14 protein-coding genes and 1 pseudogene are annotated in these 19,788 nt (G+C 68.6%); 7 read left to right on the top strand and 8 right to left on the bottom strand.

Annotation, left to right across the window (positions count from 1 at the left end; all coding sequences use genetic code 11):
- Positions 1–100: 100 nt before the first annotated feature.
- The 5 genes from OHA19_RS43935 (at position 101) to OHA19_RS43915 (ending at position 8,025) form a co-directional block, all read left to right on the top strand.
- The gene (locus OHA19_RS43935) at positions 101–2,440 is read left to right on the top strand and encodes a hypothetical protein (protein WP_331754663.1); all 2,340 of its coding nucleotides are present in this window, start codon (positions 101–103) and stop codon (positions 2,438–2,440) included.
- Positions 2,441–3,183: 743 nt separating this feature from the next.
- Positions 3,184–4,296, top strand: a complete 1,113-nt coding sequence (locus tag OHA19_RS43930) for a bifunctional DNA primase/polymerase (protein ID WP_331750643.1) — start codon at positions 3,184–3,186, stop codon at positions 4,294–4,296.
- Positions 4,293–5,813, top strand: coding sequence for a phage/plasmid primase, P4 family (locus OHA19_RS43925; protein WP_331748897.1), 1,521 nt, complete (start codon positions 4,293–4,295; stop codon positions 5,811–5,813). Before OHA19_RS43930 ends, OHA19_RS43925 begins: the two co-directional genes overlap by 4 nt.
- Entirely contained in the window at positions 5,810–6,211 is a 402-nt protein-coding gene (locus tag OHA19_RS43920) for a DUF6009 family protein (protein ID WP_331748901.1), read from the top strand. Before OHA19_RS43925 ends, OHA19_RS43920 begins: the two co-directional genes overlap by 4 nt.
- Before the next feature lie 269 nt (positions 6,212–6,480).
- Positions 6,481–8,025 (top strand): FAD-dependent monooxygenase, encoded by a 1,545-nt coding sequence (locus OHA19_RS43915; protein ID WP_331754660.1) that lies wholly within the window; start codon positions 6,481–6,483, stop codon positions 8,023–8,025.
- A 51-nt stretch (positions 8,026–8,076) separates the two neighbouring features.
- Here the strand turns inward: OHA19_RS43915 and OHA19_RS43910 are convergent, their stop codons facing one another.
- On the bottom strand, positions 8,077–8,745 hold the full coding sequence (locus OHA19_RS43910; RefSeq protein WP_331748908.1) for a ScbR family autoregulator-binding transcription factor: 669 nt from the start codon (positions 8,743–8,745) through the stop codon (positions 8,077–8,079).
- Between the two features lie 216 nt (positions 8,746–8,961).
- Between OHA19_RS43910 and OHA19_RS43905 the strand changes: the two genes are divergently transcribed.
- Positions 8,962–9,819 (top strand): NAD(P)H-binding protein, encoded by an 858-nt coding sequence (locus OHA19_RS43905; RefSeq protein WP_331748912.1) that lies wholly within the window; start codon positions 8,962–8,964, stop codon positions 9,817–9,819.
- Between the two features lie 26 nt (positions 9,820–9,845).
- Here OHA19_RS43905 and OHA19_RS43900 read toward each other — a convergent pair whose 3' ends face one another.
- The 5 genes and pseudogenes from OHA19_RS43900 to OHA19_RS43880 all read right to left on the bottom strand — a co-directional run bounded on the left by OHA19_RS43900 (position 9,846) and on the right by OHA19_RS43880 (position 15,846).
- The gene (locus OHA19_RS43900) at positions 9,846–10,844 is read right to left on the bottom strand and encodes a ScbA/BarX family gamma-butyrolactone biosynthesis protein (protein ID WP_331748915.1); all 999 of its coding nucleotides are present in this window, start codon (positions 10,842–10,844) and stop codon (positions 9,846–9,848) included.
- Positions 10,845–11,396: 552 nt separating this feature from the next.
- On the bottom strand, positions 11,397–12,143 hold the full coding sequence (locus tag OHA19_RS43895) for an ABC transporter permease (RefSeq protein WP_331754657.1): 747 nt from the start codon (positions 12,141–12,143) through the stop codon (positions 11,397–11,399).
- Positions 12,143–13,125 (bottom strand): annotated as a pseudogene (locus OHA19_RS43890) (ABC transporter ATP-binding protein). The gene OHA19_RS43895 and the pseudogene OHA19_RS43890 overlap by 1 nt, the downstream one beginning before the upstream one ends.
- A 38-nt stretch (positions 13,126–13,163) precedes the next feature.
- The gene (locus OHA19_RS43885; protein WP_331754656.1) at positions 13,164–14,006 is read right to left on the bottom strand and encodes an IS5 family transposase; all 843 of its coding nucleotides are present in this window, start codon (positions 14,004–14,006) and stop codon (positions 13,164–13,166) included.
- A gap of 160 nt (positions 14,007–14,166) precedes the next feature.
- Positions 14,167–15,846 (bottom strand): IPT/TIG domain-containing protein, encoded by a 1,680-nt coding sequence (locus tag OHA19_RS43880; RefSeq protein WP_331748924.1) that lies wholly within the window; start codon positions 15,844–15,846, stop codon positions 14,167–14,169.
- A 406-nt stretch (positions 15,847–16,252) separates the two neighbouring features.
- On the opposite strand from OHA19_RS43880, the gene OHA19_RS43875 reads away from it, so the two are divergent.
- Positions 16,253–16,987 (top strand): IPT/TIG domain-containing protein, encoded by a 735-nt coding sequence (locus OHA19_RS43875; protein WP_331748928.1) that lies wholly within the window; start codon positions 16,253–16,255, stop codon positions 16,985–16,987.
- 440 nt (positions 16,988–17,427) lie between these two features.
- Here the strand turns inward: OHA19_RS43875 and OHA19_RS43870 are convergent, their stop codons facing one another.
- Together OHA19_RS43870 and OHA19_RS43865 are read right to left on the bottom strand one after the other, a co-directional pair.
- The gene (locus OHA19_RS43870; RefSeq protein WP_331748931.1) at positions 17,428–17,994 is read right to left on the bottom strand and encodes a CGNR zinc finger domain-containing protein; all 567 of its coding nucleotides are present in this window, start codon (positions 17,992–17,994) and stop codon (positions 17,428–17,430) included.
- Positions 17,995–18,130: 136 nt separating this feature from the next.
- Positions 18,131–19,765, bottom strand: a complete 1,635-nt coding sequence (locus tag OHA19_RS43865) for an ABC-F family ATP-binding cassette domain-containing protein (RefSeq protein WP_331748934.1) — start codon at positions 19,763–19,765, stop codon at positions 18,131–18,133.
- Positions 19,766–19,788: the final 23 nt, after the last annotated feature.

Raw genomic sequence — 19,788 nt, 5'->3', positions numbered from 1 at the left:
ATCCCGCTGGATCCCGCGCGCTAGAGACACCTCGGCCTCGGATTCCTCGGGTGATGGCCAGGCGAATGAGCCACTGGCGCTGTCCCCTGCGATGCATACGGTGCTTGCGTCGGCCGTTCATTCGTTGCTCAAGGACTCTCGACTGGCCGGGCGAAGCGATCTCGTCAAACTGGCCGCGGTGGTGTTGCTGGCGAAGGCACCGGCGGGGTCCGCGGTGGTGGACATGGCCTCCCGCGACGTCGGCGGCTGGTTGGGTTGTTCGCTCTCGCACGTCGGTCACACCGCAGTTCCCGGACTGAAGGCGACCGATGCCGTGCTGTGCAAGCCGAAGCGGACCGATGAGGGACAGACGGAAGGGCTCCGCCTGGAGTTGTTGCCGCTTCGCGAAGCGCGGGCAGCAGCTGACGGTCGGCCTCTGGCCATGCTGAACAAACGGGAGTTGGCAACGCTGCTGCGGTTCTGCGAGGCGGTGACGTGTCCGGGGTGGTCGCCTCCGGGCAGAGCGGCGACGCCGCCGGGGTTCATGGCGCAACGCCGGGGGAGAGGCGCCCCGACGGACCGTTTGGCCATGCTGTTGCTCTCGCTCGAGGCCCGCAGGGACGGCCGCGTACGCATGGCTCCGGGGCGAGTTCCCAGGGGGGGGCGGCGGGCCGACACGACGGTGGCCCGGCTCCTCGGCTGTTCGGTCGGCGCTGCGGCAGGGGTCGTGGACCGCCTGGTGGCTGCCGGTCACCTGGAGCTGCAGGACACGGAGCAGCCTGGTCGCGATCGGCTGCGGGTGCCGGCTGTGGCGGCCGCGCATGCTCGGGTTCGGAAAGCGGTGGCTCCCGTAGACGTCGATGAGGCTTCACCGGTGGCCGAAGACGTGGCGGCGGACAACGGGCTGTGCTCGCGATGCGCCGAACCGGATGCCGGGGTGGCGGAGGCGGCGTTGTCTGGCGAAGGCTGGGCACAGGAGAGTCTGGAGAATCTGCTCCTGGCGGCCGACGATTGTGCATTCGGGGATCAGCCGACCGCCCGTTCCGTGAACGGGCAGGTCAGCGGAGGTTCTGAGGAGCTGTCGGGCCGGTCTGCTTGTGCAGACCTCCACACTGCCCACGCACCTGTGGCTGATCTCTCCAGGTCTTCTGCGGGTGATCGTAAGGTCTTTTCCGGCTCTGCCGTCGAGGGTGAGGGCCGTCGGCGGGAACGCGCGTACGCGGGCGAGGATTCTTCCGGAACCGGCCCGCTTCGCGGGGACAAGCCGGAGGGCCTTCTGAAGCAACGGAGCGGGACCCGCAGCGCGGCCTTCGTACGGGTGGCGGAGGTTCCGCTGGATCTTGCCGAGGCGTTGGCTCCGGTAGCCCACTTGTGGGCCCGCATTCCCCGGATCTCGACGGCCAAGTGGCTTGCCAATGCCGTACGTTCCGAGCTTGTCCGTCTGAGCGGGATCGTCGGCCCCGTGTTCGCGGCTCGGGCTCTGGCCGCACGGCTGGCTCGACGCATCGACCGGCAGGGACCCCATGCGGTGGAGCAGTTGACCGGCTGGCTGTTGCATCGAGGGCTTCCTCAGCGTTCCGGCTGCTGGTCGCATCTGTGCGACGACGGCTACCGGATGGGCAGCGGCGGACCCTGTGAAAGCTGCGCGTGCCTGATCGACGATCGACGATCGACGCGCCGCTCCATCGCAGCCACCGTTGCCGTACAGCTCGCAGCAGCCTCCCCCGAGCTGCGGCGCGCGGAAGTCGAGCGGCGGCTGCGGGATGCTTTCCGCTCGAAGGCGGCCATTCAGGCCGTTCGCCACGAAGCCGATGCCCAGGGCCACGTCCTGCGGCGTACGGCCGCGGAGCAGCGCCGACAGGAATTGGCAGCAGCGGAGGACGCGCGCGCGGCGATGGCCTGCCGGGACTGCGGCCTGCCCGACAGCGCGGGGGAGTGCCCGGTGTGCGCGTTCCGGAAGCGGACGGACGACCTGATCGGCCAGGCTGTGGACCTCGTTGTCGCGTTGCGTGTTGACCCGCTGGATCTTCGAGCCGTGGCGGAGATGACGGCACAGGTCGAACGGGACACCCGGAGCCTCGTCCAGCACGCACAGACGTCCGACGCCTCCGCCGATCCGGGAGTGCGGGCTCACGAGCTGCAGCAGCTGGCCGAGGAACTGCTACGACAGCGGCGTCACCGGGCACTGCAGTGCCTGGCCGTAAGCGAGTCGGCGGATGACGCTGCCGAGAGGGTCTACCAGGTGGCCTTGAGGAAGACGGACCGGCACTCCACACCGGAGACACGGCGGAAAGCCGCGGAGAAGGCCGGGGCGAGTGCGCGTCACCGCGTGGCACGGGACTTGCTGGGAGAATTCCTGACGGACCTGGCCCGGGCTCGGGCGAACCTGGTCGCCGCACCGGAACGGGTGTCCTGGAATGAGCGGTTGGCAGAGTTGGCGTCTCACGGGCACCCCGGGTAAAAGCGCTCCTGGACGGGGCAGGCCTCCGTGCCCGGTGTCTCCAGGATCCGGAACACGGAGCGACCGAAGCGACTCTGGTCCCGGCCTGGATCCGGATTTCGTCTCCGTGCTGCTTGCCCAGTAGAAGGCATGTCGTGCCTGCCTATAAGCGCGATCCAGAGTCGCTTGAGTCGCTTCGGTCGCTTCGGTCGCTTCGGTCGCTCCGGTCATGTGTACTCCGGGTCCGGACCAGTCGCTGTCGCCGTTCCCGGGGCGGATTCAGACGCTGAGTCGCTGGGGCCGACGACCGAAACAAAGCGACCGATGCAAGGCAGTCGAAGAGCAGCGACTGAAAAGAAGCGACCGAAGAGCAGCTTGGTCGCTTGCTGAGTCTTCAGAAAAACCCCAGGTCAGAGCGATTTTACATGAAGAACAGCGACTGAAGCGACCGTAAGATCGGATATATGAAGACATTCGCGTGTGCGCGTGTGCGTCATATATAGAGGCGTTGAGTCGCTTCAGTCGCTGTTCTGGCCTCCGCACGCTTCTGACCTGGGGTTTTTCGAAGCTGCTGGAGCAGCGACCGAAGCGCTCCGAGTCGCTGGCGCGCAGACGCTTCGGTCGCTGATGGCTCACTGGTCGAGTGGATTGCCCTCGCTCCGGCATGATGAAACTGTTTCTTCCCAGGAACCCCCTCGGTCACCGCAGCCTTCGATAATCTATGTTCATCATTGAGTCGCTTTGGTCGCTGGTCGGGGGTGCGCATGGCTCATGAGCTGGACGTTTCATGCAGCGACTCAGGGCAGTACGGATGCTTGCCCGCAGCCGTTCCGTCGGGTGTTGCCCTAGCCAGGTGGTGTGCCAGCCGCGGCTGGCCGGTTCATCCACTGGTACCGGGACGCGGGACGCCGACGGCGGACTGTGAGGAGTGCCGCCGGCCCGGCCACAACCCCAGCGGGTGTGCCTGCCTCCAGGCCGGCCGCTGGTGCCATGGACTCCACGCGGCCACACTGGACTTCGCCCGCATCGAGCAATGGTGGTCCACCCACCCCGGCCTCGGGGTCGGGGTCGCCTGTGGGCCCGCCAACCTCGTCGTCATCGACATCGACGCGCACGGACAGCAGCCCCCGGACCGGGACCTGCTGCTGCCGGGCATCCCGATTCCCCGCAGCGTGGATCTGGGCGGACTGGCCAACGGATTCCACACGCTGGGAGTGCTGGCCGCGCTGCGGGGTGCGGTGAGCCCGGCGGACGACGAAACGACCTTGCGTGTACGCACGCCGTCCGGGGGCCTTCACGTGTGGTACCGCGCTCGTGGCAGCCACCGTTGGCAGTGCTCCACCGGTTCGAACAGCTCCCGCGCCCTGGCCTGGCAGGTCGATGTCCGAGCCCATGGCGGGTACACCGTCGTTCCGGGCACCGTCGCGGCCGCCGGGATCTACACGGCGGTCGGTCCGATGAACGAGCCCGCGGCGCTTCCGAACTGGCTGGCGCACGAACTGGCCCGCACCGGGCACCTTCCGCCTGCGGATGTGCCCGCTCCGCGACCTGTCCCGCCCCGGGCGCGTCAGGCGGTCATCGCTGCGGGCGGGGGCCGCGGCCCGGCCGGCGGGGCCTTCTCCGGAGCTCTGGGAGAGGTGACTGCCTGTGCGGCTGTTCCGGGTGGCGCTGCCTTCTCCGCGAAGCTCAACCATGCCGCGTACACCGCCGGGTGGCTGGTGGCCGACGGTCACCTCTCGGAGGCTGCGGCCGAGCAGGCGCTGAGCGAGGCGGCGGAGCGCGCGCGTCCCGGGCAGGCCCGCCGTTACGGAGCCATCATCCGTAGTGGCTTCAACGCCGGTTTGCTGCGCCCGCAGTGCTCGGGAGGCCGTGCGTGATCTCCTGGGACAACAACGCACTCTTCGACCCACAGGCGGTCGCCGCGCAGATCCTCGCGCAGGTTCCCGCCCCGCGGGCTGCCCAGGCCCAGGACGGCGAGCCCGCAGCGGATCGGCTCCCGGTCGGCGAGGCGACTGCGGAGGGGCTGCTGCCGGACACACTCACCGACCGCGGCAACGCCAAGCTGTTCGTCAAGTTGTACGCCAACGACTACCGCCACGTCCCGGGCCTCGGCTGGTACCGATGGGACAGCACCCGTTGGCAGAGCGACGAGGACGACACGGTGATCTGGGCTGCCGGGGACCTGGCCGAAAGTATCGCCGCCACCGATCCGCGCGGTGTGTACACCGGCGCGGCACTGCACCGCCACCGCAGCCGCGCACTGAGTACCAGCGGCATGAACGCGATGCTCACGCAGGCCAAGGCCGCCCCCGGCATGGTGCTCAACGCCGCGCGGCTGGACGCTGATCCGTACGCGCTGTGCACCCCTGCCGGGATCATCGATCTGCACACAGGGCTGATCCGGACACCTGACCCGAACAAGGACTTCCACTCCCGCTCCACCAGCGCGGCGCCGCAGCCCATGCCCACGCCGCGCTGGCACCGGTTCCTCACCGACACCTTCGGTGAGGACGACGCCGGCGCGGAGATGGTCGATTTTCTGCACCTGCTGCTCGGTTACTCCATCACCGGTGATGTCGGCGGGCAGGTCATGCCCTTCCTATTCGGTTCTGGCAAGAACGGGAAGTCGGTGCTGCTCGACGTCCTGATGAAACTGCTCGGCGACTACGCCGACGCCGCGCCGCCCGGCTTCCTGATGGCCCGTCCCTACGAGGGGCATCCCACCGACCTGGCCGAACTGCACGGCCGTCGGGTCATCGTGTGCAGCGAGGTCAAGCCCGGGGACAAGTTCGACGAGGCCAGGGTCAAGCTCCTGACCGGTGGTGACCGCATCAAGGCACGGCGCATGCGGCAGGACTTCTTCAGTTTCGAGCCGACGCACAAGCTCTGGCTGCTGGGCAACCACCGACCGGAAGTCGGCACCGGAGGCTTCGCGTTCTGGCGGCGCATGCGGCTCATCCCGTTCGAACGCGTCGTCTCCGACGACCGCAAGATCGACAACCTGGCGGACATCCTCGTCACCGAGGAGGGGCCGGGCATCCTCAACTGGCTCATCGAGGGTGCCCGCCGGTACTTGGCCGGTGAGAAGGTCCTGACCGGTCCCGAACGGGTCCGTATCGCCACGACGGCCTACGCCGAGACCGAGGACCATACCGGGCGGTTCCTGAGTGAATCCTGCAGGGTCGACCCCGATCTGAGAGCGGAACAAGCGACGCTCTACGCGGCCTACAAGTCCTGGTGTCACAATGAGGGTGCCCCGGCCGTCTCGTCGCGAGCCTTTGCGGCCAGGGTTCGCGAAGCGGTGGGGCTGGCATCGCCCAAGGAGATGATCCTGTCCAACCAGCGGAAGTACTACCCGGGCATTGGACTGCTCGCTGATCAGGAGACAGCATGAGCGCCCTCATCGCAGAGGACGAGATCAGCCATGAAGTCGACCTCGTCTGGCTCGAGGACATCGGCGATCTCGACTACGTACGACAGAGCCTCGACCGGTTGCCGACCCGTCGGGGGAAGCCTGCCTACCACCGCGACGGTCGCATGGTCGGGTACACCCAGCTGGGGCCGCAGGCCAAGCCGTCGCGCTCGTCCGGTACCTTCCGCCGCCGGGTCTTCTGGCTGCTGCCGCACGACCGCGACAGCGCCCCTGACGGCCTGTACGCCATCGGAGCGCCGGCCGAGGCCGTTGACCCACGCACGTTGACGCCCGGCCGCAAGGGGCGCAAGACCGCCCGTTCCGAGGGCGGGCCCCCTTCCCCCGCGATGCAGGAAATGGGCATAACCCTCCCGTTGTAGACGGTGTGCCCAGCCCCGGGGCCCGTTGAAGGGGTACCCGCGTTGACCGCGGCTCGGTGCGGAGCACGCCCTTCTCCGGTGAGGCTTCCGCTCCGATGAGGGTGGCAGCGTTGCAAGGAACAACCGTCCAACCGGTATATTTTTCTGGCGGAGGGGCGCCCCAGCGTTCTGGATGGGCCGAGGTCCTCTCTTGCATTTCCGTATGTGGTCCGTTGATGACCAGGGGCGTGGGGACGCTCCGGGCGGAATGAATGTGGGGGAGGCCCAGGATGACCGGCCGAATACGTGCACAGGTGATGGTGGTCGGGGGAGGCCCGGTCGGCATGCTGGCCGCGGCGGAGCTGGCCGCGCAGGGTGTGGACACGGTGGTCCTCGAGTCCGAGGCCGCCACCTCCGAACGGCCCAAGGCCACCACGCTCCACGCCCGGGCGGTGCAGTGCCTGGCCCGGCGTGGCTACTTCTTCGAGTCGGCGTCCGGGGCCACCGGCCGGACGGCCACCATGCCCTTCCATTTCGCGGGCATTCCGGGTCTGTCCATCACCGCCCCGGAGACGGAACCCGACCCGATCCTCAAGTCCCCCCAGGTCGAACTCGAACGGTTCTTCGAGGCCCGGGCTCGGTCCAACGGCGCGCGAGTGCTGCGCGAGCACCGGGTGACGGACATGGTGCAGGATCACAATGAGGTACGGGTCACCGCTGATAGTCCCGAGGGACTCAGGACGTTCACGGTCGCGTACGTGGTGGGGGCGGACGGGGCCCGCAGCACGGTCCGAGAGTTGGCGGGAATCACCTCCGACGTCAACTCACCGACCATGTCCGTGATGACGGGCATGGTCCGCATCCCGGACGAGGAGACCGTTCCGGTGGGCTGGCACCGTACGCCCAGGGGCTGGCTCGTAGCCAAGAGCGGCCCCGACGGCCGCACCCTCATCCATGCGCTCGCCAGCGGGGACGGTTCTTCCCACCGTCATCTGCCGCTCACCCTGCATGAGTTGAGCAAGGAGGCCTCGTGGATCGCCGGACGCGACATCACGATGACCGCCCCGCGCTGGCTCAGCCGGTTCAGCGACTACACCCGGCTCGCACGGACGTACCGCGCCGGACGCTGCTTCCTGGCCGGGGACGCCGCGCACGTGCACTTCCCGATCGGCGGGCAGGGGCTGAGCACGGGCGTGCTGGATGCCCTCAACCTGAGCTGGAAGCTTGCCCTGGTGGTGCGGGGGGCCGCGGCCGACGGACTGCTCGCCACCTACGGCCCGGAACGTCGGCCCGCTGCCCAGCGGGTCATCGACAACACCCGTGCCCAGGTCGCGCTGATGCGCCCCGGCACCGAACTCGACGCCTTGCGGACGCTCTTCAACGGGCTCCTGGAGTCGGGCGGCGGCAATGACTACCTCAGCGGGATGATCAGTGCCCAGGACACCGTGCTCCCGACGAACCCCCGCTACGGCTCCCCCCGAGAAGGAACCTTTCTGCACAATATCGAGCTGACCACCGACAAGGGCCCGTCGGATGTGATCGGACTGCTGGGGGAGGGCGGCGAACCGCTCCTGCTGATCTTCGGCGACAGTGACGGGGCCGTCGCCGGTCGCTACGCGGACACGGCCCGGGCCTGGGAGCAGTCCCTGCGCGTGGTCCATTGCCTGCCGACGCACGCCGTGCCGTGTTCAGCGCTGCTCGTGCGCCCCGACGGCTACGTCGCCTGGGCGTCGGACGGCGGCGGACCACTGGCCGACGCACTGGCTGCGTTCTTCGGGACGGACGCGAGCACGGGGCCGGTGGCGGCCCCGGCCCCGGAAAGAGTGTCGGCCTGATCCGGACAAGACCCTGAGGTCTTCCGTCCGGTCCCGGTCCGTCGACGGGCCCTAACCGACCGGGGCGCCGACCTTGTTGTCGAGCTCTTCGGCCAGTTCGGTGAAGACCGCCACCCCTCGTGTGGGCAAGAGGTCCACCGAGGCGAGGACGGACGAGAGCACCACGTTGGGGAGGATGTGCCGCAACAGGAAGCAGACCCGCTGGGCGAGGTCCTGGTAGTTGCTGAGCGCCTGGGACATCGCCTGGATGCCGGCGAAACTGCCCACCAGGACGTCGGAGGTCTCCTGGGGCGAGATGTGCGGGAGGAGCTCTCCCTGGGCCTGCGCCTTCTCCAGGAGCCCGCTCAAGACCTCGCCCCAGTTCAGGAAGGGGCCGCTGCGGTCGAGATCGTGTGCCTGCTGGTCCAGGGACAGCCGTACGCCGGCGCGGACCATGGGGTTCGTCTGCAGCCGGTGGGCGTGCAGCATGATGACGTCCACAACCTCCTGCGTCTTGCAGGCACGGTCGGGGACGGCCAGACGCTGGTCCTGTTCGCCGAGGACGCCTTGGGCCAGCTCTTCCTTGGACTGGAAGTGGAAGTACAAAGCACCCTTGGTGACTCCGGCCTCGGCCAGTATCTCGGTGATCGTGGCTGCCTGGTAGCCGTTCTTCTCGAACACCTTGGCCGCTGCCGACAGGATCGTCTGACGTGTACGGATGGCTCGATCCTGCTTCGCCACTCTCGCCCCCTCCACTTACACGGTTGATGCCTCAAAGAACACCGTAACTCACGAAAAAAACCGGCTAGTTTGTATCTTACAACGATCGGTTCCGAGAATGAATGGGGGTACAACATGATCAATTCGCGCCATGGGGCCGGTGACACCGCGAACAGCGGCGCGGCGGTCTGTTCCCCGGAACCTGTCGGGAGGCCGGGACGGAAAGGGTATGTGCCGATGATTCTGGTGACAGGTGCGACAGGGACGGTCGGCCGGGAAGTGGTGCGTTCCTTCCCGCCAGGCGTACCGCTGCGGCTCATGACGAGGAACCCCGCAGGCATCACGGTCACACGGCCCGAGGCGGAGGCCGTGGCCGCCGACTACGCCGATCCCGACTCGCTGGCCCGTGCGTTGCTCGGGGTACGGAAGGCCTTCCTCGTCACGAACCGGGTCGCAGGCGACGACGATGCGGTCTTTCTCCGGGCGGCGCGAGAGGCAGGGGTGCGCCACGTCGTGAAGCTGTCCGCGGCGGCGGTCACCGATGTGCGGGCCGACGACCTGATCACCCGTTGGCAGCGTGCCAATGAGGATCTCCTGCGGCGGTCCGGGATGGAGTGGACCGTGCTGCGGCCTCGTTCGTTCATGTCCAACTGCCTGTCGTGGGCAGGGCCGGTCCGTTCGGAGCGCGTGGTGCGGGCCTTGTACGGAACGTCGGCCAACGCGTGTGTCGACCCGTCCGACATCGCCGAGGTGGCGGTGCGGGCACTCACCGAGGGCGGACACGAGAGCGCGGTGCACACGCTGACCGGGCCGGAGGCGATCAGCGCGGTGGAACAGACCCGGCTGCTCGCGCAGGTGCTCGGGGTGCCGCTGCGATTCGAGGAACTGGGTCCGGAGGAAGCGCACGCCGCTCTGCTGCGCCGCTACACGCCCGAGCTCGCGGATGCGTTGCTGAGCAGTGCGCAGCGGCAGCGGGACGGAGCCAAGGCGGCCGTGGCGGACGGGGTCCGTGAGGTGACCGGGCGGCCGCCCCGGTCGTTCGGAGAGTGGGCCGGGGATCATGCGGATGCCTTCGCTGCCGAAGTGGCCTCCTGAGGGGTGAAGGCATCGGTGTGGGCGGATCAGCTCTCGGGCGACAGCGCCTTCACCGTGGAGGTGAACACGAGGTTCCCGTCCTGGTGGCCGGTCACCAGGACCGAATTCACGCCATCGGCCGTGCCTGGCAGGTGCTGCGCCTGGATCCTGCACGGTGTGTCCAGTTCGGCGTACCGGTGGAACTCGCTGGAGATGCCGATGGGCAGCATCGTGGGACTTCTGAGGGCTGCTGCCGCCGCCTGCCGGGCCGCTTCCAGGAGGACCATGCCCGGAACGTGGTCGACCGGGTGGTCGAAGAGGACGTGGTGGCGGGTGTCGGCTCTCAACTGCCAGCGATTCGTCCCCCTGGAGGGGGCGAGCACCACATCGACGGGCGACATGCGTCCGACGCTCCGGGGTGAGACGGGGGCCGTGAGGGGGAGCTGGGACGGGCCTTCAGGGGTGCAGCGGCCGCCCCGAAGCCTGCGGTACACGGCCGGTGTGGTGCAGGTGTAGGAGGCGCTTCCCCGCACGGCCGGCTTGCCGTCACGGTGGATCACGGCCTCGTAGCGGAGTCCGGCCAGGGTGCCGCCGCGCCATTTCACCTCGGTGCAGATGACGTCGATGCCGAGGGCGGCGGGTGTGTCGCCGATGAGGATCTGGTCGGGCTCGACCGCGTACTCGAGGCCCCACATCAGGAACTGATGGCCGAGCGGAACGCCGAACTCCGCGTGCGCGAGGAGCGAGCCCACCTGACGGATCGTTTCCGCTGCCAGCAGCGGGTCGTGGTGGCCGTCTATGGGGCTGAAGAAGCTGTGTCCGCGAGGCCACTGGGCCGTCACCTTGAAGTGGGTGTCGTCCTCGCGCTTCCAATCGGTGAGTATGACTTCGGCGACGGCCGCCCGGTGCACGAACTCCTTGGGCACCGTGGTCGTCAGGGACGGGAAGCGGAACAGCGGCGGTGGGATCGCCGGAGCCGTCTGGCCGTCCCGTACGGGTGCCTCGTTCGTGAGCGGGTGAGCAAGCTGGGTTGCTGCCGCAGTCATCTTTCCCCCAAAACGACGGTGGCGAGAAAGTGTGAGTTCCTCGCGGGACGCCAAAGATACATACCACCCGTTCAACTTCTACCGTTCCCTCACGCTCGCCCGCCAGGGCTTTGCTTTCCGTGCTCGCGAGGGGCGGGCCAGGTCCCGGGCGCGCGCGGGTGGCGCGGAGGGTCACCCGGTCGGGTGGCGGCGGCGCCGGGAGCGGTTTTCCGGGCAGCCCCCACTACTGGCGGTAGTGCGGTGGTGCAGATGAGGTCATCCGCAGGGAAGAAAACCGCGTGGCTGGTTTGCCGCTCTGGATTCCGTGTCGAGGGGCGACGTCGGGGGGCTGCGGCATGGCGGTGGGGAGGCCCGCCGAGCCGGCGGGATCGCCCGGCACCGACCCGGCACCCGGGACCGCCCGGCCTCCTGGTCCTGTCCGCCGGTATTCCGGCGGACAGGACCAGGCCCTGGCGTGGGGCTCCTTCGGGGGCGGTCGCGGGCGCGGGAGAGAAGGAGCGGCTGCCCGGCAAGCCTTACAGCACCTGGCTGTGGCAGCGGAGAATACGAGTCCTACGCCTTGCGGCCCGAGCGGCGGTAGGCATAGGCCGCGTACGCGCCGAAGACCAGCAGCCAGGCCGCCAGCACCGCGATGCCCGTCACGCTCGGCGCCACGCCGTCCGTCGTGTTCCAGCCCAGTTCGCCGAAGCGGTAACCCGGCGTCCACTTGGCCACCGAGGCCATCCAGCCCGGGAACTCGGTGATGGGGAACCACAGCCCGCCGACCAGCGCGAGCGCCAGGTTGCAGACGATGTTCGTGACGTTGGTGGTCTGGGAGGAGAGCTGGTAGCCGTTGGCGATCCCGAGCATGGTGAACGGCAGTGAGCCGACCCACAGCAGCAGCGTCAGCACGAGCCACTGCCAGGCATCCAGCCGCACACCGTTGATGATCATGGCCGTGAGCAGGACCACCACGATTGCCGGAAGCACCATCAGCGAGCCGGTCACCGCACGCCCGAGGACCACCTGCGCCGGGGACAGCGGCGTGATCCGCAGCTGCCGCAGCCAGCCCACGGCCTTGTCCTCGGCGACCGCCGTGCCCGAGCTGAGCCCGGCGCTCAGCGCACCGTACGCGGCCAGCCCCACCATCGCGGTCACGGCCCAGTCGTCCGTTCCGCCGGAACCGCCGCCGACATTGGTGAACATGATGTACATCAGCACCGGAGTGCCGATGCCGAAGATGACGAAGCCCGTGTCACGGAACGTACGACGCAGCTCAAGATTGACGTAGCTGGAAACGAGGGCGATCGAACTGGCCATCACGCGCCTGCCTTCGGGGTCTGGGCAGCGGAACCGGACGAGGCGGAGGGGGCGGACGGGCGGCGCGCGTCACGACCCGAGTGGTGCGCCGTCAGGGCCAGGAACGCGTCCTCAAGGCCCGCCGGGGCGACTTCGAGACCCCCCGTGGCGTCATCACGCCCGGCAGGGCACTCACTGTCGCGTCCGAGTCCGAAGTACGCAGCCGCACCCGGCCGTCGACGACCTCGACCGACAGAACACCGGGCAGCGCGGCCAGTTCGTCCGGCAGTGGCCCGTCCGGCGCGGTGAAGGAGACCATGCTGGACCCCACCGTGTGCTTGATGTCGGCGCCGCTGCCGTCGGCGATCAGCCGACCGCGGTCGATGACGACGATCCGGTCGGCGTTCTGGTCCGCCTCCTCCAGATAGTGCGTGGAGAACAACACCGTCTTGCCGCGGTCGGTGAATGCGCGCATCGACTGCCAGAACAGCCGGCGGGCCTCCACGTCGAGCGCGGCCGTCGGCTCGTCCAGCACCAGCAGATCGGGGTCCCCGGCCAGCGCGACCGCGAAGGCGACCCGCTGGGCCTGGCCACCGGAGAGCTTGTCCGCGCGCCGGCCGGCCAGCTCGGTCAGGCCCGCCAGCTCGAGCGCCTCGTCGACTGCCATCGGGTTCGGATACGTACGGGTCACGAAGGACACCAGTTCACGCACCGTCACCCGGGAAACCGGCTTGGAATCCTGCAGCATCGCGCCGACCCGGCCGTCGCTCACCGCATGGCTCGGGGCCCGCCCGAAGAGTTCCACCGTGCCGGAGGTCGGGTCGTCCAGACCCAGCAGCAGGCCGATCGCCGTCGACTTGCCCGCGCCGTTGCGACCGAGGAGGGCGACCCTCTCACCCGGTCCGATGGTGAGATCGAGCCCGTCGACGGCGCGTACCGCGCCGAACTCCTTGACGGCGCCGGTGAATGCAACCACCGGTGTTGCCCTGTCTATTGTCGTCATGGGCGGAACTCTAAGAGGCCGCGCGGATAGGCGTGTGGTCATGGGCGGCGGTTCGGGCGTTCGTCCCATCGGTGGGTTGTCCATGCCTGACGGATCAGGCTGCGCACAGTGATGATGGTGTCGGCCAGGTCGAAGAAAGCGTCGATGACGGTGGCCCGGCGCTCGTAGCAGCGGGCGAGGCGGCAGAAGGCACCGATCCAGGCGTGGGTCCGTTCGACATGCCACCGCTGGCTTGCCTGGATCGGTGCCTTCTCACCCTTGTGCGCGATGCGGCCGTGCAGGCCGCGTTCGTCGAGCAGGGCGCGGGTCTTGTCCGAGTCGTAGCCAGCGTCCAGGTGCACGGTAATGCCGTCGGGCAGCGGCCCCAGGTCGTCCAGGCGGTCCAGGGTCGGGGCGAGCAGCGGGGAGTCGTGACGGTTCGCTCCAGCCAGAACGCGGCCCAGCGGAATGCCGTAACCGTCCGTCATTCCAGAGCGTTTCAGGCCCTGTTTGCCGCGGGCGACCGGGGAGCGTCCGGCGGCTTCACCGCCGCCGGGGGCTTTGGTGATGGAGCCGTCGACGGCGATCTGGTCGAGGACGAGGCCGACGATGCGGTCGTAGGACTCCAGCGCGATCTGTTTGAGCCGGGCGAAGATGCCAAGCCGGATCCACTCGTCGCGGCGGGTGCGGATCGTGGTGGCCGAGCAGATCGTGTCGGCGATCGCCTGGTAGGAGCAGCCGAACCGCAGGAACTGCAGCAGCTTGTCGAAGACGATCCGGTCGCTGATCCGCGGGCGGTGGCAGCCCAGCGGATGGTCCGGGTGATATTCCGGCCGCTCGGGCAGCAGGGCGGCGAATTGGCTCCAGAGCGGTTCGGCCAGCCATGATGGCAGTGCAGGCACAGGTCTCCCCGGTGATCACGGAGCGTTGCAACTTCATGATCGTCAAGACCTGTGCCTGTACTGCTGCCGGGGTACCAACACCGCCCCTATCCGCGCGACCTAAGCGGCAACGGTTCGGAACTGCAGGGCCGGCGCGTCGAGAAGCTTCAGCCGGCTGCTGTCAGGTGTATGTGTACGGAGCGGGGGATGTGGACGTGGCGCCGGCGGAGGTCGTCACGACCACGGCCACGGGGCCGGGTGTGGCCGTCGGCGGTGTGACCGACTGGACCTTGTTGGCGGACATGACCTTGAACGAGAGGGCCGGGACGCCGCCGAAGGTGATGTGGTTGACCTGGGACAGAGAGGTGCCGTTGATGTTCACGATGCGGCTTCCGGTGCGCGGCCCCGAGGATGGGCTGATGCCGGTGATCGTGGGGGTGTCGGCATAGGTGTAGGAGAGGCTGTTGGAGACGCCTCCTGGGTTGACCAGGTAGACGGGGACGGTGTGGGCGAGGGGCGATGCCGGGACGGTGACGGTGAGCGCGGTGTCGGAAAGGACGGTGGCGACGGCCGTGGCGGTGCCGAACCACACGTACTTGAGACCGATGAATCGGAGTCCGGTGAGGGTGAGGACGTTTCCCCCGTTCGTCGATCCGACGGATGAGGAGATCTGGGTCAGGACAGGCAGCCGTCGGTAGAAGAAATGGCCGATGATCGCTGTTCCGCCGCTGGCGGTCACGGTGATCGGTACGGATGATCTGATGGTGGAAGGGGTGATGGCAGTCAGCGTGGTGTTGCTCACCACGGCGAAGCTCTTGGCCTGCCGAGTCCCGAAGCGGACGGCGGTGGTCCCGAGGAAGCCCCGGCCTTTGATGATCACAGTCGTTCCGCCGCCACGGGGGCCGATGTTGGGGGAGATGCTGGCGGGCCTTCTCAGAATACCGACCGTGTTGTTGCCGTGGTCGACGACGTAGAGGTAGCCACCGTCCGGTGTGGTCGCCACTTCGTGGGGCTCGACGAAGCCTGGGAGCGTTTCGGCGACGGTGTTGGCACTCGGGTTGATCACCGTCAGCGAACCCGCGCCGGTCATTGTCGCGTAGACGAGTGTCCCGTCGGGGGAGACGGTCAGATAGACCGGGCTGGTCGCGACGGTGATGGTGGCGGTGACGGTGTTGGTGGCCGTGCTGATGACGCTCACGGTGGTGCCGCCGGAGTTCGCCACGTACAGGTGGGCCCCGTCGGGGGTGACAGCCACGCCCAGGGGCACGTTGAAGCCGGTCACAGTGGCCGTGACCGTGTTGCTGAGCGTGTTGATCACGCTCACGGTGCCGTCGGCGGAGTTGGTGACGTAGACGCGCAGCCCGTCGGGACGGATTGTGACGGCCTGTGGGCTGTTCCCCACGGTGATGGTGGCGGTGACGGCGTTGGTGGCAGTGCTGATGACGCTCACCGTATGGGCGCCGGAGTTCGCGACGTAGAGATGGGCTCCGTCGGGCGTGACGGCCAGCCCGCGCGGCGCGGTGAGGCCGCTGACGGTACCGATGAGGGTGTTGGTGGCCGTGCTGACGATGCCGACGGTCCCCGAGCCGGGCTTCGTCACGTAGACGAGCAGACCGTCGGGGGTGACCGCCACGTCCCACGGGCCGGCCCCCACGCTGATGGTGGTGACAGCACCGGCAGCGGTGTCGATCACGCTCAACGTGTCGGCACCCGAGTTGGTCACATAGGCGCGCAGACCGTCGGGCCGCATGGCGATGGAGTGGGGTGCCGGTCCTACCGGGATCGTTTCGGCGGCGGCCATGGCGGCGGCCGGGGGACTCCCGAACTGCTGGACAACCGGCGGGGCTTTCAAAGCGGACATGCTGGCTCCTCCCGACCGAACTCCCGGATTCGGTGAGTGTCAGAGCGAGTTGAGGAGTCCAGGGCCTGGGATTCAATAACCTGGCGCTCATGATCTCAGGAGTCGATTCCATGTGTTCCATGGATCGTCCCACCCGCCGTGACTCGATATAAGGGGTCAACCGGGGCGCTCGGGCGCACAGTTCGCCACTTCAGGAAGTAATTCATATTATAGCATTCACCACTGATTGCATCATATGAGCCCTACTTCATTCGTGGAATGCCTGGTTCAGTTTTCGTACAAGGGATGCCCTGCGCGAGGATCCGCCTTCACTGATATGGCGCCGACGCTCATAGGCCCAGTCGTACTTCCGCATGCGGGGTCGCCTTTTCCGGGAAGAAAGCACGCAGTGCGAAGGAGAAGCGTCGTGGTCACTCTGAATCCGAACCAGGGACCCACCTCAGGTGGTAACCAGGTCGTCATCACCGGAACGAACTTCACGGGCGCCACCAGTGTGCAGTTCGGAACCAAGTCGGCCGGGTTCGTGGTCGACAGCGCCACCCAGATCACCGCTGTGGCACCCTCGAACAATGCCGCGGCCCAGGTCATCGTCACCACGCCGGGCGGCACGACATCCCCGGTCTGGTACTACTACATCACGTTCCCGTCCAAATCGAGTCTCAGTGCGACCGTGGGGCCACTCGGCGGCATCCCGGTCACCCTCACCGGTGCGAGTCTGACGACGGCCACGTCGATGTCCTTCGGCTCCAACACCGCGGTTCCCACAGTGGTGAACGACACCACGCTGAACGTCACGGTGCCGCCCGTGACCACCCCCCAGATCGTCGGAGTCAGTGTCACGACCAAGGGCGGCACCACCAACGGGCTCACCTTCACCTATGTGGGCGCCCCGACGGTGACCGGCATGACTCCCATCACCGGACCGGACTACGGCGGAACGGCCTCCAACATCACCGGCACCAACCTGAGCGATGTCGTCGATGTGTCGTACGGCCCCGACTCAACCTCCTACAACATCATCGACGACAGCACCATCGTCGCCTACTCCCCAGGCGGCACGGGCACGGTCCCCGTCACCGTCACCGGCCCCGGCGGCAGTGACTCCTCCCAGTCCTTCACGTATACCGTCACCCCCGGCTGAGCCTGCTCTCTGCCCTCGACCGGCTCACTGAGCCGGTCGAGGGCAGAGACCATTTCGGAACCGAGGCCGCACAAAGCCGGTTCCGATACGGGCTGTTCGGCGGACGTGCTTGATGACCGTGCCCCCATCCATCTGCGACGCGATCTCCCGCACGCGCGGGAGGTCGAGCCCAAACCGGTCCAACTGGAACTGGGACTCGTGGATGGCGTGGGTTGTCTCGTCCGACCAGGTCCGCCGCTTCTCCCAATCGCCGTGTGCGTCCAGAAAGGCGTCGGGCAGGGCGTCGTGGTCGCCGGCATCGGCCAGGTAGGCCGGAACGGTCTCCGGCTCCGGGCCGGACGGTTCGGGCTTGGCTGCGGCGAGGTCGAAGGCCGAGCGGGGACGCCCCGGATCCCCGGCTTCGGCCGGGCCCGCCTCCGCCCTGTTCCTCCGGCCGGCCGTTACCGCGTGGCGGCCGTGGTGTGCGCGCTCTTCTTGCGTGCGCGGTAGGCGGCCGCCTTGATCTTGTTCCCGCAGGACTCCATGCCGCACCACTGCCGTCGCATGCCCCGGGAGCGGTCGATGTAGATACGGGTGCACTCGGGATTGCCGCACTCCTTGAGCAGGGGTACGTCCGGCCCGCTCAGGAGCTCGACCGCATGGCGTGCCACGGTGGACAGGGCTTCGTCCGGCGTCGCTTCCGTCCAGCGCCCCGAGGCGGTGAGCTGCGGTGTCGCGGGGGGCTTGCGTGCCGCGCCGTTCAGTACGTCCAGTGCCTCGTCGTCGTACTCCTCGCCGAGCCGGCGGGACGTGACCAGTCGGTAGACGGCCTCCCGTACGGTCGTCGCGCGATCGACGTCGGCCCGGTCGCCCGGGGAGACCGCGTCGACGATGCCGGATTCCAGGTACCACGCCCGCAGCCGCTCCGGCGTCACGAACATCTCGAACCGCACCGAGCGCCGTGCCCGGAGTGTCGCGGCGAAGTCGAGCGCCGGGTTTCCGCATACGAAGACGTGATCCAGATTCACATCACCATTCTGGCAGGTGACTATCGGGTCGGCAAGATTTGCCCCCGCCCCCACCGGACCGGCGGGGGCGGCAAGATTCGCCCCCCACCGGACCGGCGGCCCTCCCCGTGCCCTCGCCCGCAATTGCCGTCCACAGCTACCCGCCGGAGCCCAGCCGGATCTCGCGTCCCTGCCAGCGCCCGCGCAGCCAACGGTCGTGGCTGGCCAGCACGATCGCGCCGGCCCCCGTGCCCAGGGCGTCCTCCAGCTCGTCGCACAGCCGCGGGGACAAGTGGTTCGTGGGCTCATCGAGCAGCAGCAGCTCCGGCGGACGCGCCACCAGGAGCGCCAGCGCGAGCCGGCGGCGCTGACCGACCGACAGCCGGCCGACCGGCTTGTCCAGATCCGCCTCGTGCAGCAGACCCAGCGAGCCCAGCGGGACCGCCTCGGCCCGATCGGCGCCGAGCGAGCACTCGTAGGTCTCACGCCCGGTCCGGTCGGGCCTGCCGAACACGGTGTCCTGGGCCAGCAGTCCCACTGTCAGCCCCTGCCGCCGTCGTACGTCGCCCTCGGTCGCGAGCCGCCCGGCGAGCACGGACAGCAGTGTCGACTTGCCCGTGCCGTTGCCTCCCGTGACGAGGAGGCGCCCGGTCGCCGGTACGTCCAGGCGCTCGACGGTCAGCCGGCCCGGCACATGCACATCGCGCAGGGAGACGAGGGCGTCCTCCACCAGATCCTCGGCGGGCGCGGTGACGGCGAGAGCGGTCCCGTGGAAGCGCAGCGGCTGCGGCGGCTCACCGATCCGGCTGCGCTCCAGCCCGTCCAGCCTGCGGGTGGCATTGCGCACCCGCCGCGAGACCTGGCTCTGCACCCGGCCGCCCCGGTGGCCGTAACCCATCTTCTCGTTGTCGCGCCGCCCCCGGTCTGGCGCTACGCGGTGCGCGGTCACACCGGCCGAGTGGCGCAGCGCCGCCAGCTCCTCCTGTTCCTCGGCGTACCGCCGTTCCCAGCGCTCCCGCTCGGCACGCTTCTCGGCCAGGTAAGCGCTGTAGTTGCCGCCGTAGCGGACCGGGCCGTCCACGGCCGGGTCGAGATCGACCAGATCAGTGCAGACGGCGTCGAGGAAGGCCCGGTCGTGGCTGGCCACCACGACGACCCCGGGCAGACCGCGTACCTGCTCCTCCAGGAACGCGGCGGCGCCGTCGTCGAGATGGTTGGTCGGCTCGTCCAGCAGCAGTGCCGAAGGGCGCCGGACCAGCAGCGCGGCCAGCGCCAGCCGGCCGCGCTGCCCGCCGGAGAGGGAACCGAGCGCCCGGTCGTGCCGGAGCGCGCCGAGACCGAGCCCGTCGAGCACGATCGCGGCACGCCGGTCCGCGTCCCAGACCTCCCGCTCCTGGGCCTGTTCGAGCCGTCGGCCGTACGCGTCGAGCAGTCCGGCGTAGTCGGAGGAGTCCTGCGGTACGTGGGCGAGCCGCTCGGTGAGACGTTCGAGCTCGGCCAGGTCGTCGCGGGCCTCGCACAGCGCCTCGTCCAGGACGTCGGCGATAGTCGAAGCGTTGTCGAAAGGCAGCTCCTGGTGCAGAAAGCCCAGGTCGGCCGGGCGTGTGACGCTCCCGGCATCGGGTTCGTCCACCCCGGCGAGCAGACGCAGCAGCGTCGACTTGCCGACGCCGTTCTCCCCGATCAGCCCGATGCGGTGGCCGGGGGAGGCGGTGAGGGAGACGCCGTCGAGGATCCGTGCGGTCCCCAGGGTGCGGACGATGTCGTGGGCGAGCAGGGCCGGTCGGGACATGGTGTTCCACCTGATGTGATCGA

This window comes from Streptomyces sp. NBC_00012, assembly GCF_045040875.1.
GTDB lineage: Bacteria > Actinomycetota > Actinomycetes > Streptomycetales > Streptomycetaceae > Streptomyces.
This window is presented reverse-complemented; position numbering and strand designations above follow the sequence as displayed.

Bases quoted from the DNA above. Each gene is read 5' to 3' on its own strand.
- OHA19_RS43920 (WP_331748901.1), top strand. From the start codon at position 5,810: ATGAGCGCCCTCATCGCAGAGGACGAGATCAGCCATGAAGTCGACCTC.
- OHA19_RS43865 (WP_331748934.1), bottom strand. From the start codon at position 19,765: ATGTCCCGACCGGCCCTGCTCGCCCACGACATCGTCCGCACCCTGGGG.
- OHA19_RS43915 (WP_331754660.1), top strand. From the start codon at position 6,481: ATGACCGGCCGAATACGTGCACAGGTGATGGTGGTCGGGGGAGGCCCG.
- OHA19_RS43895 (WP_331754657.1), bottom strand. From the start codon at position 12,143: ATGGCCAGTTCGATCGCCCTCGTTTCCAGCTACGTCAATCTTGAGCTG.
- OHA19_RS43930 (WP_331750643.1), top strand. From the start codon at position 3,184: ATGGCTCATGAGCTGGACGTTTCATGCAGCGACTCAGGGCAGTACGGA.
- OHA19_RS43900 (WP_331748915.1), bottom strand. From the start codon at position 10,844: ATGACTGCGGCAGCAACCCAGCTTGCTCACCCGCTCACGAACGAGGCA.
- OHA19_RS43880 (WP_331748924.1), bottom strand. From the start codon at position 15,846: ATGTCCGCTTTGAAAGCCCCGCCGGTTGTCCAGCAGTTCGGGAGTCCC.
- OHA19_RS43905 (WP_331748912.1), top strand. From the start codon at position 8,962: ATGATTCTGGTGACAGGTGCGACAGGGACGGTCGGCCGGGAAGTGGTG.